14 protein-coding genes are annotated in these 16,048 nt (G+C 66.3%); 2 read left to right on the plus strand and 12 right to left on the minus strand.

The window, feature by feature from the left end; genetic code table 11:
* Positions 1-4: 4 nt before the first annotated feature.
* The 9 genes from hisS to F3K02_RS08060 form a co-directional block, all read right to left on the minus strand.
* Complete coding sequence (gene hisS, locus F3K02_RS08020) at positions 5-1,324, minus strand: histidine--tRNA ligase (RefSeq protein ID WP_177134914.1); 1,320 nt, start codon at positions 1,322-1,324, stop codon at positions 5-7.
* A 65-nt stretch (positions 1,325-1,389) separates the two neighbouring features.
* Positions 1,390-2,682 carry a flavodoxin-dependent (E)-4-hydroxy-3-methylbut-2-enyl-diphosphate synthase gene (gene ispG, locus F3K02_RS08025; protein ID WP_177135425.1) on the minus strand — a complete coding sequence of 431 codons (1,293 nt, stop codon included), beginning with the start codon at positions 2,680-2,682 and terminating at the stop codon, positions 1,390-1,392.
* Positions 2,683-2,690: 8 nt separating this feature from the next.
* Positions 2,691-3,614 (minus strand): RodZ domain-containing protein, encoded by a 924-nt coding sequence (locus tag F3K02_RS08030; RefSeq protein WP_177134916.1) that lies wholly within the window; start codon positions 3,612-3,614, stop codon positions 2,691-2,693.
* A 7-nt stretch (positions 3,615-3,621) separates the two neighbouring features.
* The gene (gene pilW, locus F3K02_RS08035; protein WP_177134918.1) at positions 3,622-4,419 is read right to left on the minus strand and encodes a type IV pilus biogenesis/stability protein PilW; all 798 of its coding nucleotides are present in this window, start codon (positions 4,417-4,419) and stop codon (positions 3,622-3,624) included.
* A 92-nt stretch (positions 4,420-4,511) separates the two neighbouring features.
* Positions 4,512-5,666, minus strand: a complete 1,155-nt coding sequence (rlmN, locus tag F3K02_RS08040; RefSeq protein WP_177134920.1) for a dual-specificity RNA methyltransferase RlmN — start codon at positions 5,664-5,666, stop codon at positions 4,512-4,514.
* A gap of 20 nt (positions 5,667-5,686) precedes the next feature.
* The gene (ndk, locus tag F3K02_RS08045) at positions 5,687-6,112 is read right to left on the minus strand and encodes a nucleoside-diphosphate kinase (protein ID WP_177134922.1); all 426 of its coding nucleotides are present in this window, start codon (positions 6,110-6,112) and stop codon (positions 5,687-5,689) included.
* A 95-nt stretch (positions 6,113-6,207) separates the two neighbouring features.
* The gene (locus F3K02_RS08050) at positions 6,208-7,542 is read right to left on the minus strand and encodes a pseudouridine synthase (RefSeq protein ID WP_177134924.1); all 1,335 of its coding nucleotides are present in this window, start codon (positions 7,540-7,542) and stop codon (positions 6,208-6,210) included.
* Entirely contained in the window at positions 7,539-8,210 is a 672-nt protein-coding gene (gene scpB / locus F3K02_RS08055; RefSeq protein ID WP_177134927.1) for an SMC-Scp complex subunit ScpB, read from the minus strand. Before scpB ends, F3K02_RS08050 begins: the two co-directional genes overlap by 4 nt.
* 211 nt (positions 8,211-8,421) lie before the next feature.
* Positions 8,422-9,417, minus strand: a complete 996-nt coding sequence (locus F3K02_RS08060; RefSeq protein WP_177134929.1) for an RluA family pseudouridine synthase — start codon at positions 9,415-9,417, stop codon at positions 8,422-8,424.
* A 75-nt stretch (positions 9,418-9,492) separates the two neighbouring features.
* On the opposite strand from F3K02_RS08060, the gene F3K02_RS08065 reads away from it, so the two are divergent.
* The gene (locus tag F3K02_RS08065) at positions 9,493-10,299 is read left to right on the plus strand and encodes an outer membrane protein assembly factor BamD (RefSeq protein WP_177134931.1); all 807 of its coding nucleotides are present in this window, start codon (positions 9,493-9,495) and stop codon (positions 10,297-10,299) included.
* Here F3K02_RS08065 and F3K02_RS08070 read toward each other — a convergent pair.
* Positions 10,271-12,319 carry an ATP-dependent DNA helicase gene (locus F3K02_RS08070; protein WP_246309242.1) on the minus strand — a complete coding sequence of 683 codons (2,049 nt, stop codon included), beginning with the start codon at positions 12,317-12,319 and terminating at the stop codon, positions 10,271-10,273. The two genes, F3K02_RS08065 and F3K02_RS08070, sit on opposite strands and share 29 nt — an antisense overlap.
* A 183-nt stretch (positions 12,320-12,502) precedes the next feature.
* On the opposite strand from F3K02_RS08070, the gene F3K02_RS08075 reads away from it, so the two are divergent.
* Positions 12,503-13,261 (plus strand): PP2C family protein-serine/threonine phosphatase, encoded by a 759-nt coding sequence (locus tag F3K02_RS08075; protein WP_177134933.1) that lies wholly within the window; start codon positions 12,503-12,505, stop codon positions 13,259-13,261.
* 135 nt (positions 13,262-13,396) lie between these two features.
* On the opposite strand, the gene zapE is transcribed toward F3K02_RS08075, so the two are convergent.
* Positions 13,397-14,494: a cell division protein ZapE gene (gene zapE, locus F3K02_RS08080; protein WP_177134935.1), complete on the minus strand. Its 1,098-nt coding sequence runs from the start codon at positions 14,492-14,494 to the stop codon at positions 13,397-13,399.
* Positions 14,495-14,507: 13 nt separating this feature from the next.
* Positions 14,508-15,935 carry a dihydrolipoyl dehydrogenase gene (lpdA, locus tag F3K02_RS08085; RefSeq protein ID WP_177134937.1) on the minus strand — a complete coding sequence of 476 codons (1,428 nt, stop codon included), beginning with the start codon at positions 15,933-15,935 and terminating at the stop codon, positions 14,508-14,510.
* Positions 15,936-16,048 lie beyond the last annotated feature (113 nt).

A 16,048-nucleotide genomic window follows, 5' to 3' on the forward strand; every position in this document is an offset into this window, starting at 1 on the left:
GTGATTAACAGGGGATTGTAGGGCGCAGGCTCTGCGCCCACGCGGCCACGTCGGCCAGCGGCTGCGACACCTGGGTGGGCGCCTCGCCAGCGTCCTCGCCGGGTCGCGGTCCCCGCAAAGGCTTGACCGATACACAGCCCTGAGCCAGTTCGTCGGGACCGAAGATCAGCGCAAAACGTGCGCCGCTGGCGTCGGCCTTCTTGAATTGCGACTTCATGCTGCCCATGCCTTCGGCCCCGCCGGCGTGCATCTGCACCCGCACACCCTGCTGGCGCAAGGTGCGCAGCACCGGCATGACCCGGGGCACGCTGCCCGCATCGGGCACCACGGCGTAGGCGTCGGGCGCGGGTTGCCCGGGCAGCTTGCCCTGTTCTTTCAGCAGTTCGAGGATGCGCTCCATGCCCAGCGCCCAGCCCACGGCCGGCGCGGCCTTGCCACCGATCTGTTCGAACAGGCCGTCGTAGCGGCCGCCGGCACAGACCGTGCCCTGCGACCCCAGCTGCGTGGTCACGAACTCGAACACCGAGAGGTTGTAGTAATCCATGCCACGCACCAGGCGCGGGTTGATGCGGTAGCCAATGCCGTGTGCGTCGAGCAGGCCACGCAGGCGGTTGAAGTGGTCCAGCGACTCTGGCCCCAGGTGGTCCATGAGGCGCGGCGCGGCGTTGACGAGCGCCTGCATCGCCGGGTTCTTGGTGTCCAGGATGCGCAGCGGGTTGCTGTGCAGACGGCGCCTCGCGTCTTCATCGAGCTGGTCAGCGTGGCCTTCCAGGTAGGTGATCAGCGCCTGGCGGTGCGCCTGACGCTCGGCCGGCTGGCCCAGGCTGTTGATTTCCAGCTCGATGCCTTCCAGCCCCAGTTCGGCCCAGAGGTCGCAGGCGAGCACGATCAGTTCGGCGTCCACATCGGGACCGACGAAGCCCAGCGCCTCGGCGCCGAACTGGTGAAACTGGCGGTAACGGCCGCGCTGCGGGCGCTCATGGCGGAACATCGGCCCCATGTAATACAGGCGCTTGCCACCGTCGTACAGCAGCGAATGCTCGACCGCCGCCCGCACCACACCGGCGGTGTTTTCCGGGCGCAGGGTGAGCTGCTCGCCGTTGAGCCGGTCCTCGAAGGAATACATCTCCTTCTCGACGATGTCGGTCACCTCGCCCAGGCCGCGCACGAACAGCGCCGTGGGTTCCACGATGGGCGTGCGCAGGTTGCGGTAGCCGTAGCGCAGCATGAGCGAGCGCAGCTTGTCTTCGAGCCACTCCCAGTGTGCGGACACGGGCGGGGCGATGTCGTTCATGCCTTTGACGGCGCTGAGTTTTTCTGCCATGGGAATGCGGTGCGACCGGGCACCGTCTGAACCGCGGGCGCCGCTCACCGGCACCCGCATCGGGGTCAGACGGCAGCGCCGAATCTCTTTTCTATGTAGTTTTCAACGATCTGCTGGAATTCGCGCGCGATGCCCTCGCCGCGCAGGGTCATCGCTTTCTGGCCATCGATGAAGATCGGCGCAGCCGGAGCTTCACCCGTGCCCGGCAGGCTGATGCCGATGTCGGCATGTTTGCTTTCACCGGGGCCGTTGACGATGCAACCCATCACCGCGACCTTCAGGTTTTCGACGCCGGGGTAACGCGCGCGCCAGACCGGCATCGACGAGCGCAGGTAGTCGTCGATCTGCTTGGCGAGTTCCTGGAAGGTGGTGCTGGTGGTGCGGCCACAGCCCGGACAGGCGGTGACACTGGGCACAAAGGCCCGCAAGCCCAGCGCCTGCAGGATCTCGGCAGCGATCACCACCTCCTGCGTGCGGGCCTCGCCGGGCTGCGGCGTGAGCGACACCCGGATGGTGTCGCCGATGCCTTGTTGCAGCAGCACCGACAGCGCCGCTGCCGACGCCACAGCGCCCTTGGTGCCCATGCCGGCTTCGGTCAGGCCCAGGTGCAGCGCGTAGTCGCAGCGCTGGGCCAGGGCCTGGTAGACCGCGATCAGGTCCTGCACGCCACTGACCTTGCAGGACAGGAAGATGTTGTTGCCGTTCAGACCCAGCGCCTCGGCCTTCGCCGCGGAGTCGAGCGCCGACATGATCAGCGCCTCGTACATCACCTGGCGGGCGTCCCAGGGTTCGACGCGCTGCGAGTTCTGGTCCATCAGGCGGGCGAGCAGGTCCTGGTCAAGGCTGCCCCAGTTCACACCGATGCGAACGGCCTTGTCGTGGCGCGCCGCGATTTCGACCATCTGGGCGAACTGGCGGTCGCCTTTTTCGCCCTTGCCCACGTTGCCGGGATTGATACGGTACTTGGACAAGGCTTCGGCGCAGGCCGGGTGGTCGCTCAGCAGCTTGTGGCCGTTGTAATGGAAATCGCCGATCAGGGGCACGTGGATGCCCATGCGGTCCAGCTGTTCGCGGATGTGGGGCACCGCCTTGGCGGCTTCGTCGTTGTTGACCGTGATGCGCACCAGCTCGGACCCGGCGATGGCCAGTTCCTTGACCTGGATCGCGGTGCCGATGGCGTCGGCGGTGTCGGTGTTGGTCATGGACTGCAGGCGCACCGGCGCGTCGCCACCCACCGTCACGTGGTGGTCACCCCAGGACACCACACCCTGGCGCGACTTGCGCGGTCGGGCGCCGGCCAGCGCGACCGGCGCATCCGCCAGGATGTCCACTGTTTCAGACCGGTTGGCTACGGGCATGTCCATGGTCATTTCACCTCGAATCGGGCCACGCTGTTGCGGGCGTAGGGCATCACGTCGAACGGTCGTCCTCGCACCTGCACCTGCACCGCATCGGCACGCCCGAGCACCACCGAATAGGGCGGCATGCTGGAAAAGTTCAGTGCATCACCCGCCTTGAGCATGCGCTGCACCTGCACCTTGCCCGTGCCATCGATCACCTCGACCCAGGAGTCGCTGCTCGCCTGAATGCTCAGCAGACCGCCAGGCGCGGCCGGATCGGTCACCGCAAGCGGCGTTGAGCCGGGAGACACCGGCGCCAGCTCCGCGACAGAAGCCGCAGGGGCTTCAGGAACCGGCGCAGCAACCGGCTCGGTCGTTGTGGCTGGCTGCGGCGCGACACGGGCTGCCGGCGCATCAGAACCGGGCGTTTGAACCACGGTCGTCACCACCTCGTCGGGCTGGGTTTCCTTGCTGAAAACACGCGTGGCGCCGGTCAGCAGGTCCTTGCCAGGCACAGCGCTCCAGTCGGGCACCAGCGCAATCACCAGCGCTCCCAGCAGCGCCACCGAAGCAATCAACACCGCCGGACGGCGCAGCCAGTCCAGGGGGCTGAAGCTCGAACCGGCCTGGTCCCCCTTGAACGGTGCGTTGATGGTCTGGCGGGAGTCGCCCAGCACGGGCATGTGCCCCTGGGGGATCTGTTCGAGGACGGGACCCGGGTCGGTCTTGAGCTGGCGGCAGGCGCTGGAAGCCAGCGCGCGCGCAAACGTCAGGTCGGGCAACTCGTCGTAGCGCCCAGCCTCCAGCGCTTCCAGCTTCTTGACCGGCACCTTCAGCGCCGCCGCCAGCGCGGCGATATGCAGGCCAGCGGCTTCCCGCGCCTGGCGCAGCAGAACAGGCGCGGTCCAGACCACTTCGCCCGGATGGGCGCCGTGGGTCTGTTCGTGCATCACCGACTCATTCATGAAACGAACCCCGTTGGTAGGCCGCCCATTCACGCGACTTCGGATACCGCCGCTCCAGCTGTTGTGCCAGCTGGCCGACCGCCGCGCTGTTGTTCAGCTTGCGCTCGACCTTGATGCCCAGCCACAGCGTCTCGGCATTGGCCAGATCGGAATTGTTGATGCGGCGGATCACGAACTGCGACTTGGTGTAGTCGTTGCGGCGAAACTGCAGATTGGCCAGGTTGAAGCCGACATACGGATTGGCCGGGTCCAGTTCGTATGCGCGCGCAAAACTGCTCTCCGCCTCGGACGCCTGGCCCATGCGGAGCTGACAGGTGCCCTGCAGCATCAGGGTCTTGGCCTGCCCACGATAGACTGGACTGGCCAGCGCCTGGGCAAAGAGCTGCAAGGCCTCGGGGTAGCGCGCCTGGTTGCAGGAAAACCAGCCGTAGTTGTGCAGCGCATCCGGGTCGCGGGGATTGATCTGCAGGGCGCGGCGGAAACTGTCTTCGGCCAGACGGGGATCGTTGAGCCGCATGTAGACGAGCCCGCGCAGCACGTACGCGGGCCCGTACCCCGGGTCGGCCGCCAGCGACTGTTTGATTTCGTCCAGCGCCACCGTGTTCTGCCCTTGTTCGAAATAGTTTGTCGCCAGTTCCACGCGAATCCGGGCCCGCTTGCGTGTTTCGGGCTCGTCGGAATCGGTGATCGGCTCGGCCGTGGTGGTCGTGTTCGAAACCGGCGCCCCGGCGCACGCCGTCAGCTGCGCCACACCGGCGGCCAGCAGCAGCCACATCAATGCCACCCGCATCCGCGACCGATGTCCACCACCAGGCAACACACTCCAGACCGTCCGCAACGGCAAAAGGGCTTGTTCTCGGCTGCTGTCGGCAAATGCGTCTGTCATACCTGTTTGTCCTTGGCTTTGTGCACGAATCGAATGGGTTGCTCGGCGGCGGTCAGTCGGCGATCGGCCAGGCGGCGGACGGCGTCGGTTCGGTCAAGCACGTCGCCCGCCAACTGGCCGCAGGCGGCGTCGATGTCATCGCCACGGGTCTTGCGCACCGTCGTGACCACCCCGCCCTCGTTGAGGATCTGCCCGAAGCGCAGCACCACGGGACGCGGCGAGCACTTGAGCCCCGAGTCGGGAAAGGGATTGAACGGGATGAGGTTGATTTTGCATGGAACGCCACGGCCACCATGCGTCTTGACGAGCGACAACAGCTGTTGCGCGTGTTCTGGCTGGTCGTTCACACCCTCCAGCATGCAGTACTCGAAAGTGATGAAGTCGCGCGGCGCGGCCGGCAGGTAACGCAGGCAGGCGTCGAGCAGTTCGGCAATCGGGTATTTGCGGTTCAGCGGCACCAGGGAGTCGCGCAAGGCATCGTTGGGCGCGTGCAGCGAAACGGCCAGCGCCACCGGCACGTCCTGCGCCAGGCGGTCGATCATCGGCACGACGCCGGATGTGGACACCGTGACCCGGCGGCGCGAGAGGCCATAACCGTGGTCGTCCAGCATCACGCGCAGGGCGGGCACAAGGGCGCTGTAATTCTGCAGCGGCTCGCCCATGCCCATCATCACCACGTTGGTGATCACACGATCGGAGGACTTCAGGTGTTTGCGCAGGAAATGTTCGGCGTGCCAGAGCTGCGCCAGGATCTCACCCGTGGTGAGGTTGCGCGAAAAACCCTGGTGACCGGTGGAGCAGAAACGGCATCCCACGGCGCAACCGGCCTGGGAAGAAATGCAGAGCGTGCCCCGGTCGTCTTCGGGGATGAACACCGTCTCGACGGCGTTACCGTCACCCACATCGAACAGCCACTTGATGGTGCCGTCGACCGAGTCCTGGCGCGAGAGCACCGGCAGGTCGGTGATGTGGCAGACCGAGGGCAGCTTCTCGCGCAGACTTTTGGCGAGATCGGTCATCTCGTCGAAACGAGACGCCCCTTTCTGATGGATCCAGCGAAACAGCTGGACGGCGCGGAAACGCTTTTCGCCCAGCTGTTCGCAAAAGGCGGCCAGGCCTTCAAGATCAAAGTCGAGCAGGTTGGCCGTCATCACATGATCAACGCGCGTGTTCAGCGCGAGTAAACGTTCATGCCAGCGAAGAAGAACGCCACTTCAGCGGCGGCCGTCTCGGGGGCATCAGAACCGTGCACGGCGTTGGCGTCGATGCTGTCGGCGAAGTCGGCGCGGATGGTGCCGGGGGCGGCTTTCTTGGGATCGGTGGCACCCATCAGGTCGCGGTTCTTGGCAATGGCGCCTTCGCCTTCCAGCGCCTGGATCATCACCGGGCCGGAGATCATGAAGTCCACCAGGTCCTTGAAGAAAGGACGCTCTTTGTGCACAGCGTAGAAGGCTTCCGCTTCGCCACGCGACAGGTGGGCCATGCGGGAGGCCACGACCTTCAGGCCGGCCGCTTCAAAACGGGCGTAGATCTGGCCAATCACGTTCTTGGCGACGGCGTCGGGTTTGATGATCGAGAGGGTGCGTTCGATGGCCATGGTGGTCCTTGAATTTATTGATAAAAAACGAATTTTTCGCAGAGCTGCAAAGCCCTAGATTCTACATTGCCCCCATGTCCGGCATGGGGCACGCGCTACAGCCCGGGCGCTGAGCGCCCGCCGGTGCGCCCACCGCCGCCGCCGCGGCGACGACCACCGGGTGGGCCGCCACGACCACCGTCCTGCTCGCGCTGGCGCTGCAGGGCGTCCTGGCCGATGTAGCCAAACGAGGTTTTCATGGGATCGGGCTGGCCAGCGCCACCGCCCGGCCCGCCGGGCTTGCCCCCACGGGCCTTGGGGTTGTCTGCAGGGCCGCCAAACATGCTGCTGCGCCGCACGGCGGGCGCCTCACCCCGGCTGCCGGGAGGATTGCCGTAGTTGCGTCCGCCACCCTTGGGCGCCGGCTTGCCACGCGTGGCCGGGTGCCGGCCGCGGGGCGCACGGTCATCGCCCGTTGCGGGCATGCCAGCCGCGGCGGTCAGGCGGTCGATGTCCTGCTGGTCCAGCTCCACCCAGACACCGCGTTTGAGACCCCGCGGCAGCATCATGGCGCCGTAGCGGATGCGGATCAGGCGGCTGACCGCATGGCCCACCGCTTCAAGCATGCGGCGCACCTCGCGGTTGCGCCCCTCGCCGATGGTCACGCGGTACCAGCAGTTGGCCCCTTCCCCGCCCCCGTCTTCGATGCTCGAAAACTGGGCGATGCCGTCGTCGAGGCGCACACCGTCGAGCAGGCGCTGCTTTTCCTCGTTGGACAGGGCCCCCAGCACGCGCACCGCGTATTCGCGCTGCAGACCGAAACGCGGGTGCATCAGACGGTTGGCCAGTTCCCCCGAGTCGGTCAGCAGCAACAGCCCTTCGGTGTTCAGATCCAGGCGACCAACCGACTGCCATTTGCCCTGGTACAGGCGCGGCAGGCGGCGGAACACGGTGGGTCGGTTCTGGGGATCGTCGTGGGACACGACTTCACCTGCGGGCTTGTGATAGGCCAGCACGCGCGGCGGCGGCGGCGTCATGCGCACACGCACCGGTTTGCCGTTGACCTTGATCACATCGCCGAACTGGATGCGCTGCCCCACGTGGGCCGGCTCGCCGTTGACGGAGATGCGTCCCTCCAGGATCAACTGCTCCATTTCCAGCCTTGAGCCCATGCCAGCTTGTGCCAGCACCTTGTGCAGCTTCGGCGAATCGGCTTGCGGCGCGAGCACGCGCTTGGTCGGCAACGGCAGGTCCTGTTCCTGCTCGGCGTCGAAGGCGCCACTGACCACGTCATCGAAGCGCAGGGCATCGGGGGACGCAGCCGGAACTCGGGCAGGCACCGCAGGGGCATCAGACTGCGCCTGTGGCACGGTGGAATCGAGGCCCGCAGGTTCGACCGTTTCGACCTCACGGGGCGTGTCTGGAGGTGTGGGGTTGTTTGCCATGGTCATGGTGTTCCTGTGGGAGGCTCGTTCGTCTCGGTAGCGGTTTCTGATTCGGTGGGATCGGCATCGGTCAACGACACCTCGGCGGTTTCGCCTGCTTCGGGCAAGAGGCTGGTTGAAAGCGCCTCAAAGTCCAATCGATCCAGCGCGGATTCCTGCACCTCACTGCCTTCGAGCGGCGGCAGCTGGTCCAGCGAGGCAATGCCCAGATCGTCCAGGAACTGGCGGGTGGTGGCAAACAGGGCCGGACGACCCACGGTTTCACGGTGGCCAATCACTTCGACCCAGCCCCGGTCCTCGAGTTGCTTCAGCAGCAGCGAATTGATGGTCACGCCACGGATGTCTTCCATGTCACCCCGGGTCACGGGCTGGCGATAGGCAATGATGGCCAGCGTTTCCAGCGTCGCGCGGGTGTATCTGGGGGGCTTCTCGGGGTGCAGCCTGTCGAGATAGGGGCGCATTTCCGGCCGGCTCTGGAAGCGCCAGCCGCTGGCCACCTGCACCAGCTCCACGCCACGGCCGCTCCACTCCAGCTGGAGGTCGGCCAGCAGGCTCTTGAGGGTGTCGGGCGAGACTTCCATGTCGAACAGCACGCCCAGCTCCCGCACGGAGAGCGGTTGCGGCGCGCAGATCAAAGCCGTCTCGAGGACGCGTCGGGCATCCGTGGTGTTCATCGCTGGTGTCTGTCAAAAACCGGTTGTCCGGTACGGGCTGCGAGAGGGTTCGAAGGCTGCCTGTGTGCCCGCCCGGCGGCGGGGCTGGGTCACCTGGAGCACCGCAACATCAGGGCATGGGGCGGCGCGATCCGGGTGGGGCTGTCTAAACGATCGGGAATCATCCCGAAAAAAGCGGCCTGCTGAAGGCATATGCACTGCCGGGGTGGCATCACCCCAACTGCGCTTCATTGTAATGGAGCCCGGACTTTGACAGGGCTTCCTGAAAATCGGCCGGTGGCGCGGACTGGAATGCCAGAGGCTCGCCCGTAATCGGGTGCAAGAGACGCAGGCGTGTGGCGTGCAAGGCCTGGCGCGGCATGTCGTACAAAGGCTTGCCGCCGTACAAGGCGTCGCCCACCAGCGGATGCCCGAGCCAGGCCATGTGCACCCGGATCTGGTGCGTGCGGCCGGTGTGCAGCTTGCAGACCACCAGACTGGCCTGCTCGTTGCCATCGAGCAGCCGGATGGTGGTCTGGGCGGGTTTGCCACTGGTGGCATCGGGCCGCAACACCGCCATGCGCAAGCGGTTGTGGGTGTCGCGGCCCACCGGCTGGTCCACCAGTTGCTCCGCCGCGCCCTTCCAGCGGCCCTGCGCCAGCGCGACATAGCCGCGGTGCACCTCGCGTGCCGCAATGGCACGCACCAGGGCCTCCACGGCCGCCCGGCTCTTGCCCACGAGCATCAGGCCCGAGGTGTCCTTGTCGAGCCGGTGCACGATGCCCGCGCGCGGCAACTGGGCCGCCGCTGCGTGGTGGGCCAGCAGACCATTGAGCAGCGTGCCGCTCCAGTTCCCGGCCGCCGGGTGTACCACGAGCCCGGCGGGTTTGTTGATCACAAGCAGGTGCGCATCTTCAAAAACCACGTCCAGCGCCATCGGCTGGGCCACGAACGCCATGGCCTGCTGGGTGGGGCGCAATTCCACCTGCAGCAGATGCCCCACCTGGATGCGGGTCGAGGGCTTGTGCACCGCAGCCCCCAGCAGCCGCACGGCACCATCGGCCATGAGCTGCTGCAGGTAGGAACGCGAGAATTCGGGGATCAGACGGGCCAGCGCACGGTCGACCCGCCAGCCATGCATCTCGACCGGGATTTCGCAACAACGGGTCTCGGCTTCCAGCAGGGCATCGTCGCCGCCGGTCGTTGACTCTGAAGCCTCTGGGGTCATCCCCGGTGTCGACACACCCCCCATCGATATAATTTCTGCTGACAAGACCTGTGTTCCTGTTGTAAAGGTGTGCGTGTGAAGTGTTCGTTCAGATTATCGGCGGTGTCCTTGTACACGCTGGGCTCATTGCTCGCCCTGTCGGGGTGCAGCAGCACACCGGTGGATGAAACTGCGGGCTGGAGCCCCAACAAGATTTACAGCGAAGCCATCGACGAGCGCGATGCCGGCCACTTCGAAAAAGCCGTTACGCTGTATGAAAAGCTCGAAGGCAGGGCGGCCGGCACGCCGCTGGCGCAGCAGGCCCAGCTCGACAAGGCCTATACCCATTACAAGGCAGGCGAGCAGGCCCAGGCCCTGGCCGCGCTCGACCGCTTCCTGCGGTTGCATCCGGCCAGCCCCGCACTGGACTACGCGCTCTACCTCAAGGGCTTGGTCAACTTCAACGACAACCTCGGCCTGTTCGGCGCGCTCGCACGTCAGGATCTGTCCGAGCGCGACCAGAAGGCGGCCAAGGCCTCGTTTGAATCGCTGCGTGAAGTCGTGACACGATTCCCCGATTCGCGTTATGCACCCGACGCGCGTGCGCGCATGACCTACATCGTGAACTCGCTGGCGCAGTACGAAGTGCACGTGGCCCGCTACTACTACAACCGGGGTGCGTATGTGGCGGCCATCAACCGGGTGCAGAGTGCGTTGACCGACTACCCCGACGCCCCGGCGCTGGAAGAAGCTTTGTTCATTTTGGTGCGCAGCTACGATGCGCTGGGCATGACCCAGTTGCGCGACGATGCCCGCCGGGTGATGCAGACCAACTACCCGCAAAGCGCCTACCTCGGCCAGGGTGGCAAGTCGGTCAGCGACCCTTGGTGGAAGCTCTGGTGAGCGCGAGTTCGTCCAGCGCACGCATCACATCGTCTTCATCGACCAGCCGCCGCATCGGCGGCAGCTCGGCCAGCAAGGCATTGCCGTAAGACCGCGTCAGCAGACGCCGGTCTCCGATCACCAGGACCCCTCGGTCGGTTTCGCTGCGGATCAGGCGACCTACGCCCTGTCTGAGCGCCTGGGCCGCCTGGGGCATATAGACACCGTTGAAGGCGCTGAGCCCGGCATCGGTGAGTTTCTGTGCCCGCGCCTCGATCAACGGATCGTCGGGTGACGGAAAAGGCAGCTTGTCGATCACCAGCAGCTGCAGCACATCACCGGCCAGATCCACGCCTTCCCAGAACGACGCGGACGCCACCAGGATGGCGCCCGCCTGCCCAACGCCAGCGGCCGCACGGAAACGCGCCAGCAGCGCCCGCCGGGACAAACGCCCTTGGCCCAGCACCTGCAGCGCAGCGCCCGGACCGGTCGGCGCCATCGCTGCGAGCAGCTCGGTCATGCGGTCGGCCGCCCGCAAGGTGGTGGTCAGCACCAGGGTGCGTCCGCCGAGGCGCGATGCCCAGCGCGATACCGCCTGAGCCAGCCGCGCGGTGTGATCGGGTTCACCGGGTTCGGGCAGATCGTGGGGCACGTACAGCGAGGCCAGCGCGGCGTGGTCAAACGGACTGGGCAGGCGCAAGGTGCGCAACCCGGGGTGGTGCTGCAAGCCCAGCGGTTCGGTGAACCAGCGCAGCGCATCGTCGCCGCCCAGGGTGGCCGAGGTGAATATCCAGCTGCGTGCCGCTTGCGGCGCCGAGCCCGCCTGTGAAAACCGGGTCGAAGCGTCCGGCGGCACGCTGACCAGGCGCCAGCCACCGGCCCCGTCGACATCGGCCCAGCGCACACTGTCACCCTCCAGGCCTGCTGCCCGGGGGCTTGTCCACCGGGGCCATTCGACCCGCAAGCCGCGCACGTTCTCCAGCAGGCGCTGCAATTCGACGGCAGCGCCCTGGGTTGCCTCCAGGGCGTGCTCCATGGCGCGCAGGGCCTGGGCCAGGCCCTGCAGGGCCTGCATCCAGCGCCGCGGGTCCAGCCCATCCGGCGTTGGCCCGGCCCAGCGACAGCGGCCTGCTGCCGCTGCGCCGGTTCGTGGCACGCCAGCCAGGCCTCGCACGGCCTGCTCCAGCTCCAGCGCCAGATGTGCCCAAGGTCGCTGGCCGCGCGCCCACACCGGCCCCTGCCCAGCCACTTCGCGCGCCAGCTCCCGCAAACGCCCCGAGTCCAGCGTCACACCCATGAACTGCACGCCGATCTCGTTGAGCCGGTGCGCCTCGTCAAACACCACCACCTCGACCGGTGGCAACAGCTCCGACTCGCCGGACACCTGCACGGCCTGGTCCGAGAAGTAGAGGTGGTGGTTGATCACCACCCAGTCGGCCTGCTGAGCCACGCGCCGCGCCCGGTTCACATGGCAGCTCGCCAACCGCGGGCAGGCGTCCGCCAGGCAGTTCTCGCGCGTGGAGCTGACCCAGGGGCGCAGCGGCGAGCGCTCGTCCAGCCCGGGCAGTTCGGCAAGGTCGCCCTGCACCGACGCGGTGGCCCAACGGTGCACATGCTCCAGCCCGGCGGCCAGCGCCGGATCGCGCAAGCTGCCAGCAACAGGTCCGCTGCGGGCCTGCTCCAGGCGCTGCAGGCAGACGTAACTGGAACGGCCTTTGAGCAGCGCCACCCGCACCGGCAGGCCGAGTGCGCGGCTCAGCGCCGGGATGTCGCGCGCATACAGCTGTTCCTGCAGAGACTGGGTGGCGGTCGACAAAAGGGCCCGGCGTCCACTCAGGAGCAACGGTGCGAGGTAGGCAAAGGTCTTGCCCACACCCGTACCGGCCTCCACCGCAAGCCAGGACTGTGTCTCCAGCGCTTCGGCCACGGCGCGCGCCATCTGAATCTGGGCCTGGCGTGGCTGCAAGCCCCCCGGGGTGCTGGCCGCCAGGGGGCCAGCGTCGGCAAAAACGGCCGCCACCGCGTCCACAAAGAGCGTCAAACGCTGCCTCCAACGGGCACCGGCAACGCGATGGTGGACCCGGCGCAACACGACACCACACGCCCCCACCGGCCAACGGGTTGAACCGGGCGCTTTTGGTGATAGTCTCGGCCTCTGTAGGGATTTCTGGTTACCATTCGAAGCGCCTCGACACCGACTGTGTCGCCCTGATTGTTGATCCACATGTCCAAAGGCTACCGCATCCACGCGTCCACCGGCACCCACCGGGGCGATCGCGACTACCAGCAGGACCAGGTCTGTCTGCTGCACCACCAGCGCCACGACGGTTGCCTGCTGTCGGTGGTCGCCGATGGCATGGGCGGACGCAGCGGTGGACGCAAGGCATCGGATCAGGTCATGCTGACCGCGCGGCAACTGTTTGAGCGTTTTGACCCCGAGACCGACGACCCGTCGGCGATGCTGCGCCAGATCGTGGAAGAGTCGCATCTGGTGATCAAACTGACGGCGGTCTCTGCCGAACAGGAACCGCACAGCACCATCGCGGCCTTCCTGATCAACCCGGGTGGCGACAGCCACTGGATCCACGCCGGCGATTCGCGCATCTACCACTTCCGCCAAGGTCAGATGGTCTTTCGCACCATGGACCATTCCTATGTGCAGACCCTGGTCAACCAGGGCGAAATCACCGAAGAAGAGGCGCTGGACCACCCGCACTCCAACATCCTCATGGGCTGTCTGGGCACCGACAACGATCCGCCGGTGGACATCCATGTGGCCCAGAAGCTCGGCCCCGGTGACGCCCTGCTCGCCTGCAGCGACGGTATCTGGCACTACTTCACGCCGGAAGAGCTGGCCAGCACCGTGGCCATGCTCACGCCGCGTGAAGCCTGCGAGTTCCTGATCCAGAAAGCGCGCTCGCGTGCCAAAGGCATGGGCGACAACCTGTCGCTGACCATCGTCAAGTTCGACCCATTGGGTTGAGCATTTCCCGGCGCTGCGCGTGTTGAGCCGCCGGGCCGCCCCAAGGCGAAACAACCCCCTCGGGAGGCAACGACCCGCGCAGCGGCGAAGCCCCGGTGCAGCGACGCAGTCGATGCGGCGCCTGGGGCGACGCCTTCAGGTCAACCCGGTGTCCACCTGCCGGTGTTCCAGCGTCAGGTATTCGGCCGACTGCATCTCGCCCAAGCGCGACACCGTGCGGGGAAACTCGTGCGACATCGGCCCTTCCAGATACAGCCGTTCGGGCGGCACGGCGGCCGACATCACCAGCTTGACACGCCGGTCGTACAGCACATCGATCAGCCAGGTGAAGCGCCGTGCCTCCGATGCCTGGCGCACCGCCATCTGCGGCACGTTGGACAGCAGCAGCGTATGGAACTGCGTGGCGATTTCAAGGTAGTCGTTCTGCGAACGGGGACCGCCGCAGAGCGTGCGGAAGTCGAACCAGATCACGCCACCCGCGCGGCGCACCGCGCTGATTTCGCGCGACTCGATGTGCATCACCGGGTCCTGGTCGGCCATCTCGGCCAGCTCGCCAAAGGTCTTCTCCATCGCCGCGTCGGCCGCCGGACCCAGCGGGCAATGGTAGAGCTGGATGTGCGTGAGGGTGCGCTGGCGGTAGTCGGTGCCGTTGTCCACGCTGAGCACTTCCAGCCGTGACTTCAGCAGCTCGATGGCCGGCAGGATGCGGTCGCGGTGCAGCCCGTCCGGGTACAGGCCATCGGGGTGGAAGTTGGAAGTGGTGACAAAACCCACACCGGCCTTGAACAGCGCGTCCAGCAGACGGTGCAGGATCATGGCGTCGGTCACATCCGCCACGTGGAATTCGTCGAAACAGATCAGCTTGTAGCGCTTGGCGATGCGCGCACCGAGCTCGTCCAGCGGGTTCACGGTGCCCTGCAGCTCGCGCAGTTCGCGGTGCACCTCGCGCATGAACTCGTGGAAGTGCAGCCGCGTCTTGCGGCGCAGCGGCACCGCGTTGTAGAAGCAGTCCATCAGGAAGCTCTTGCCCCGACCCACCCCGCCGAACATGTAGACCCCGCGCGGGATCTCCGGGTTGACGAACATCTTCTTCAGCGCGTTGGAACGGCGCTGCTTGTACGTTGCCCACTCGGTGGCACACCGCTCCAGCGCGTCGATGGCCCGCTGCTGGGCGGGGTCGGTGGTGTAGCCGCGCTCCTTGAGCGCGGCTTCGTAGGTGCTGCGGACCGACAAGGGCGAACCCGGGTCAGAAGTTCAGGGTGCGCTTGTCGACGGCGAGTGCAGCTTCCTTCGTCGACTCGGAGAGCGACGGATGGGCATGGCAGATGCGCGCGATGTCTTCGGCCGAGGCCTTGAACTCCATCGCCATCACGGCCTCGGCGATCAGCTCGGAAGCCTGTGGGCCGATGATGTGCACGCCCAGGATTTCGTCGCTCGTCGCGTCGGCAACGATCTTGACGAAGCCGGTGGTGTCCCCCAGTGCGCGCGCACGGCCGTTGGCCAGGAACGGGAACTGGCCCGCCTTGTAGACCACACCTTCGGCCTTGAGCTGCTGCTCGGTCTTGCCGACCCAGGCGATCTCGGGGCTGGTGTAGATCACATAAGGGATGGTGTTGAAGTTCACGTGGCCGTGCTGGCCCGCGATGCGCTCGGCCACCGCCACACCCTCTTCTTCCGCCTTGTGCGCCAGCATCGGCCCACGCACCACGTCACCCACCGCCCAGACGCCCGGCAGGTTGGTGCGGCAGTCGGCATCGACCATGATGGCGCCACGTTCGTCCAGCTGCAGGCCGACGGCCTCAGGGTTCAGACCGATGGTGTTGGCCACGCGGCCGATCGAGACGATCAGCTTGTCCACCGCCAGCTCCTGGGCTTCGCCCTTGGCGTTGGTGTAGGCGACACTGACGCCCTTCTTGCCGTTCTTGATCTCGCTGATCTTCACACCCAGCTCGATCTTCAGGCCCTGCTTGGTGAAGACCTTCAGGGCTTCCTTGGCCACGCCTTCGTCGGCCGACGGCAGGAAGGCGGGCATGGCTTCCAGCACCACCACCTCGGCACCCAGACGGCGCCAGACCGAGCCAATTTCCAGACCGATCACGCCAGAGCCGATCACACCCAGCTTCTTGGGCACGGCGCCCACGCGCAGCGCGCCGTCGTTGGACAGCACGTTGACTTCGTCAAATTCCGCGCCGGGCAGCGCACGCGCGTTGGACCCGGTGGCGACGATGACCTGCTTGCCGCTGATGACTTCTTCCGCGGCACCGGCCACCTTGATCTGGTAGCCACCTTCGGCCGCTGCCACGAAAGAGCCACGGCCGTGGAAGAAGGTGACCTTGTTCTTCTTGAGCAGGTAGAGGATGCCGTCGTTGTTCTGCTTAACGACGCCGTCCTTGCGGGCCACCATCTTGGCCACGTCCATCGTCACCTTGCCGGTGCTGATGCCGTGGTCGGCGAAATGGTGGTTGGCGTGCTCGAAGTGCTCGCTGGACTGCAGCAGGGCCTTGGAGGGGATGCAACCGACGTTGGTGCAGGTGCCGCCCGGGGCCGGGCCGCCAGCGGCGTTTTTCCACTCGTCGATACACGCGACCTTGAAGCCCAGCTGGGCAGCGCGGATAGCGGCGATGTAGCCACCGGGGCCGGCGCCGATCACGACGACGTCAAATGCTTGAGACATGTTGTTCTTTCAATGAGGTTCTTCAAACCCCGGAAGGAACGTCAACGCAGACACGCGACGCCACAACTTCCAGAAATCCCGCGGAACCGGCTTTGCCGGGCCGCAGGGATTGC

Origin of the sequence: Hydrogenophaga aromaticivorans (genome assembly GCF_013387465.1) — a bacterium.
Lineage (GTDB): Bacteria > Pseudomonadota > Gammaproteobacteria > Burkholderiales > Burkholderiaceae_C > Hydrogenophaga > Hydrogenophaga aromaticivorans.

Coding starts and splice junctions, on each gene's coding strand:
- F3K02_RS08050 (WP_177134924.1), bottom strand. CDS start 7,542: ATGACCATGGCAAACAACCCCACACCTCCAGACACGCCCCGTGAGGTC.
- F3K02_RS08030 (WP_177134916.1), bottom strand. CDS start 3,614: ATGCACGAACAGACCCACGGCGCCCATCCGGGCGAAGTGGTCTGGACC.
- F3K02_RS08075 (WP_177134933.1), top strand. CDS start 12,503: ATGTCCAAAGGCTACCGCATCCACGCGTCCACCGGCACCCACCGGGGC.
- scpB (WP_177134927.1), bottom strand. CDS start 8,210: ATGAACACCACGGATGCCCGACGCGTCCTCGAGACGGCTTTGATCTGC.
- hisS (WP_177134914.1), bottom strand. CDS start 1,324: ATGGCAGAAAAACTCAGCGCCGTCAAAGGCATGAACGACATCGCCCCG.
- F3K02_RS08060 (WP_177134929.1), bottom strand. CDS start 9,417: ATGACCCCAGAGGCTTCAGAGTCAACGACCGGCGGCGACGATGCCCTG.
- pilW (WP_177134918.1), bottom strand. CDS start 4,419: ATGCGGGTGGCATTGATGTGGCTGCTGCTGGCCGCCGGTGTGGCGCAG.
- lpdA (WP_177134937.1), bottom strand. CDS start 15,935: ATGTCTCAAGCATTTGACGTCGTCGTGATCGGCGCCGGCCCCGGTGGC.
- ispG (WP_177135425.1), bottom strand. CDS start 2,682: ATGCCCGTAGCCAACCGGTCTGAAACAGTGGACATCCTGGCGGATGCG.
- rlmN (WP_177134920.1), bottom strand. CDS start 5,666: ATGACGGCCAACCTGCTCGACTTTGATCTTGAAGGCCTGGCCGCCTTT.
- ndk (WP_177134922.1), bottom strand. CDS start 6,112: ATGGCCATCGAACGCACCCTCTCGATCATCAAACCCGACGCCGTCGCC.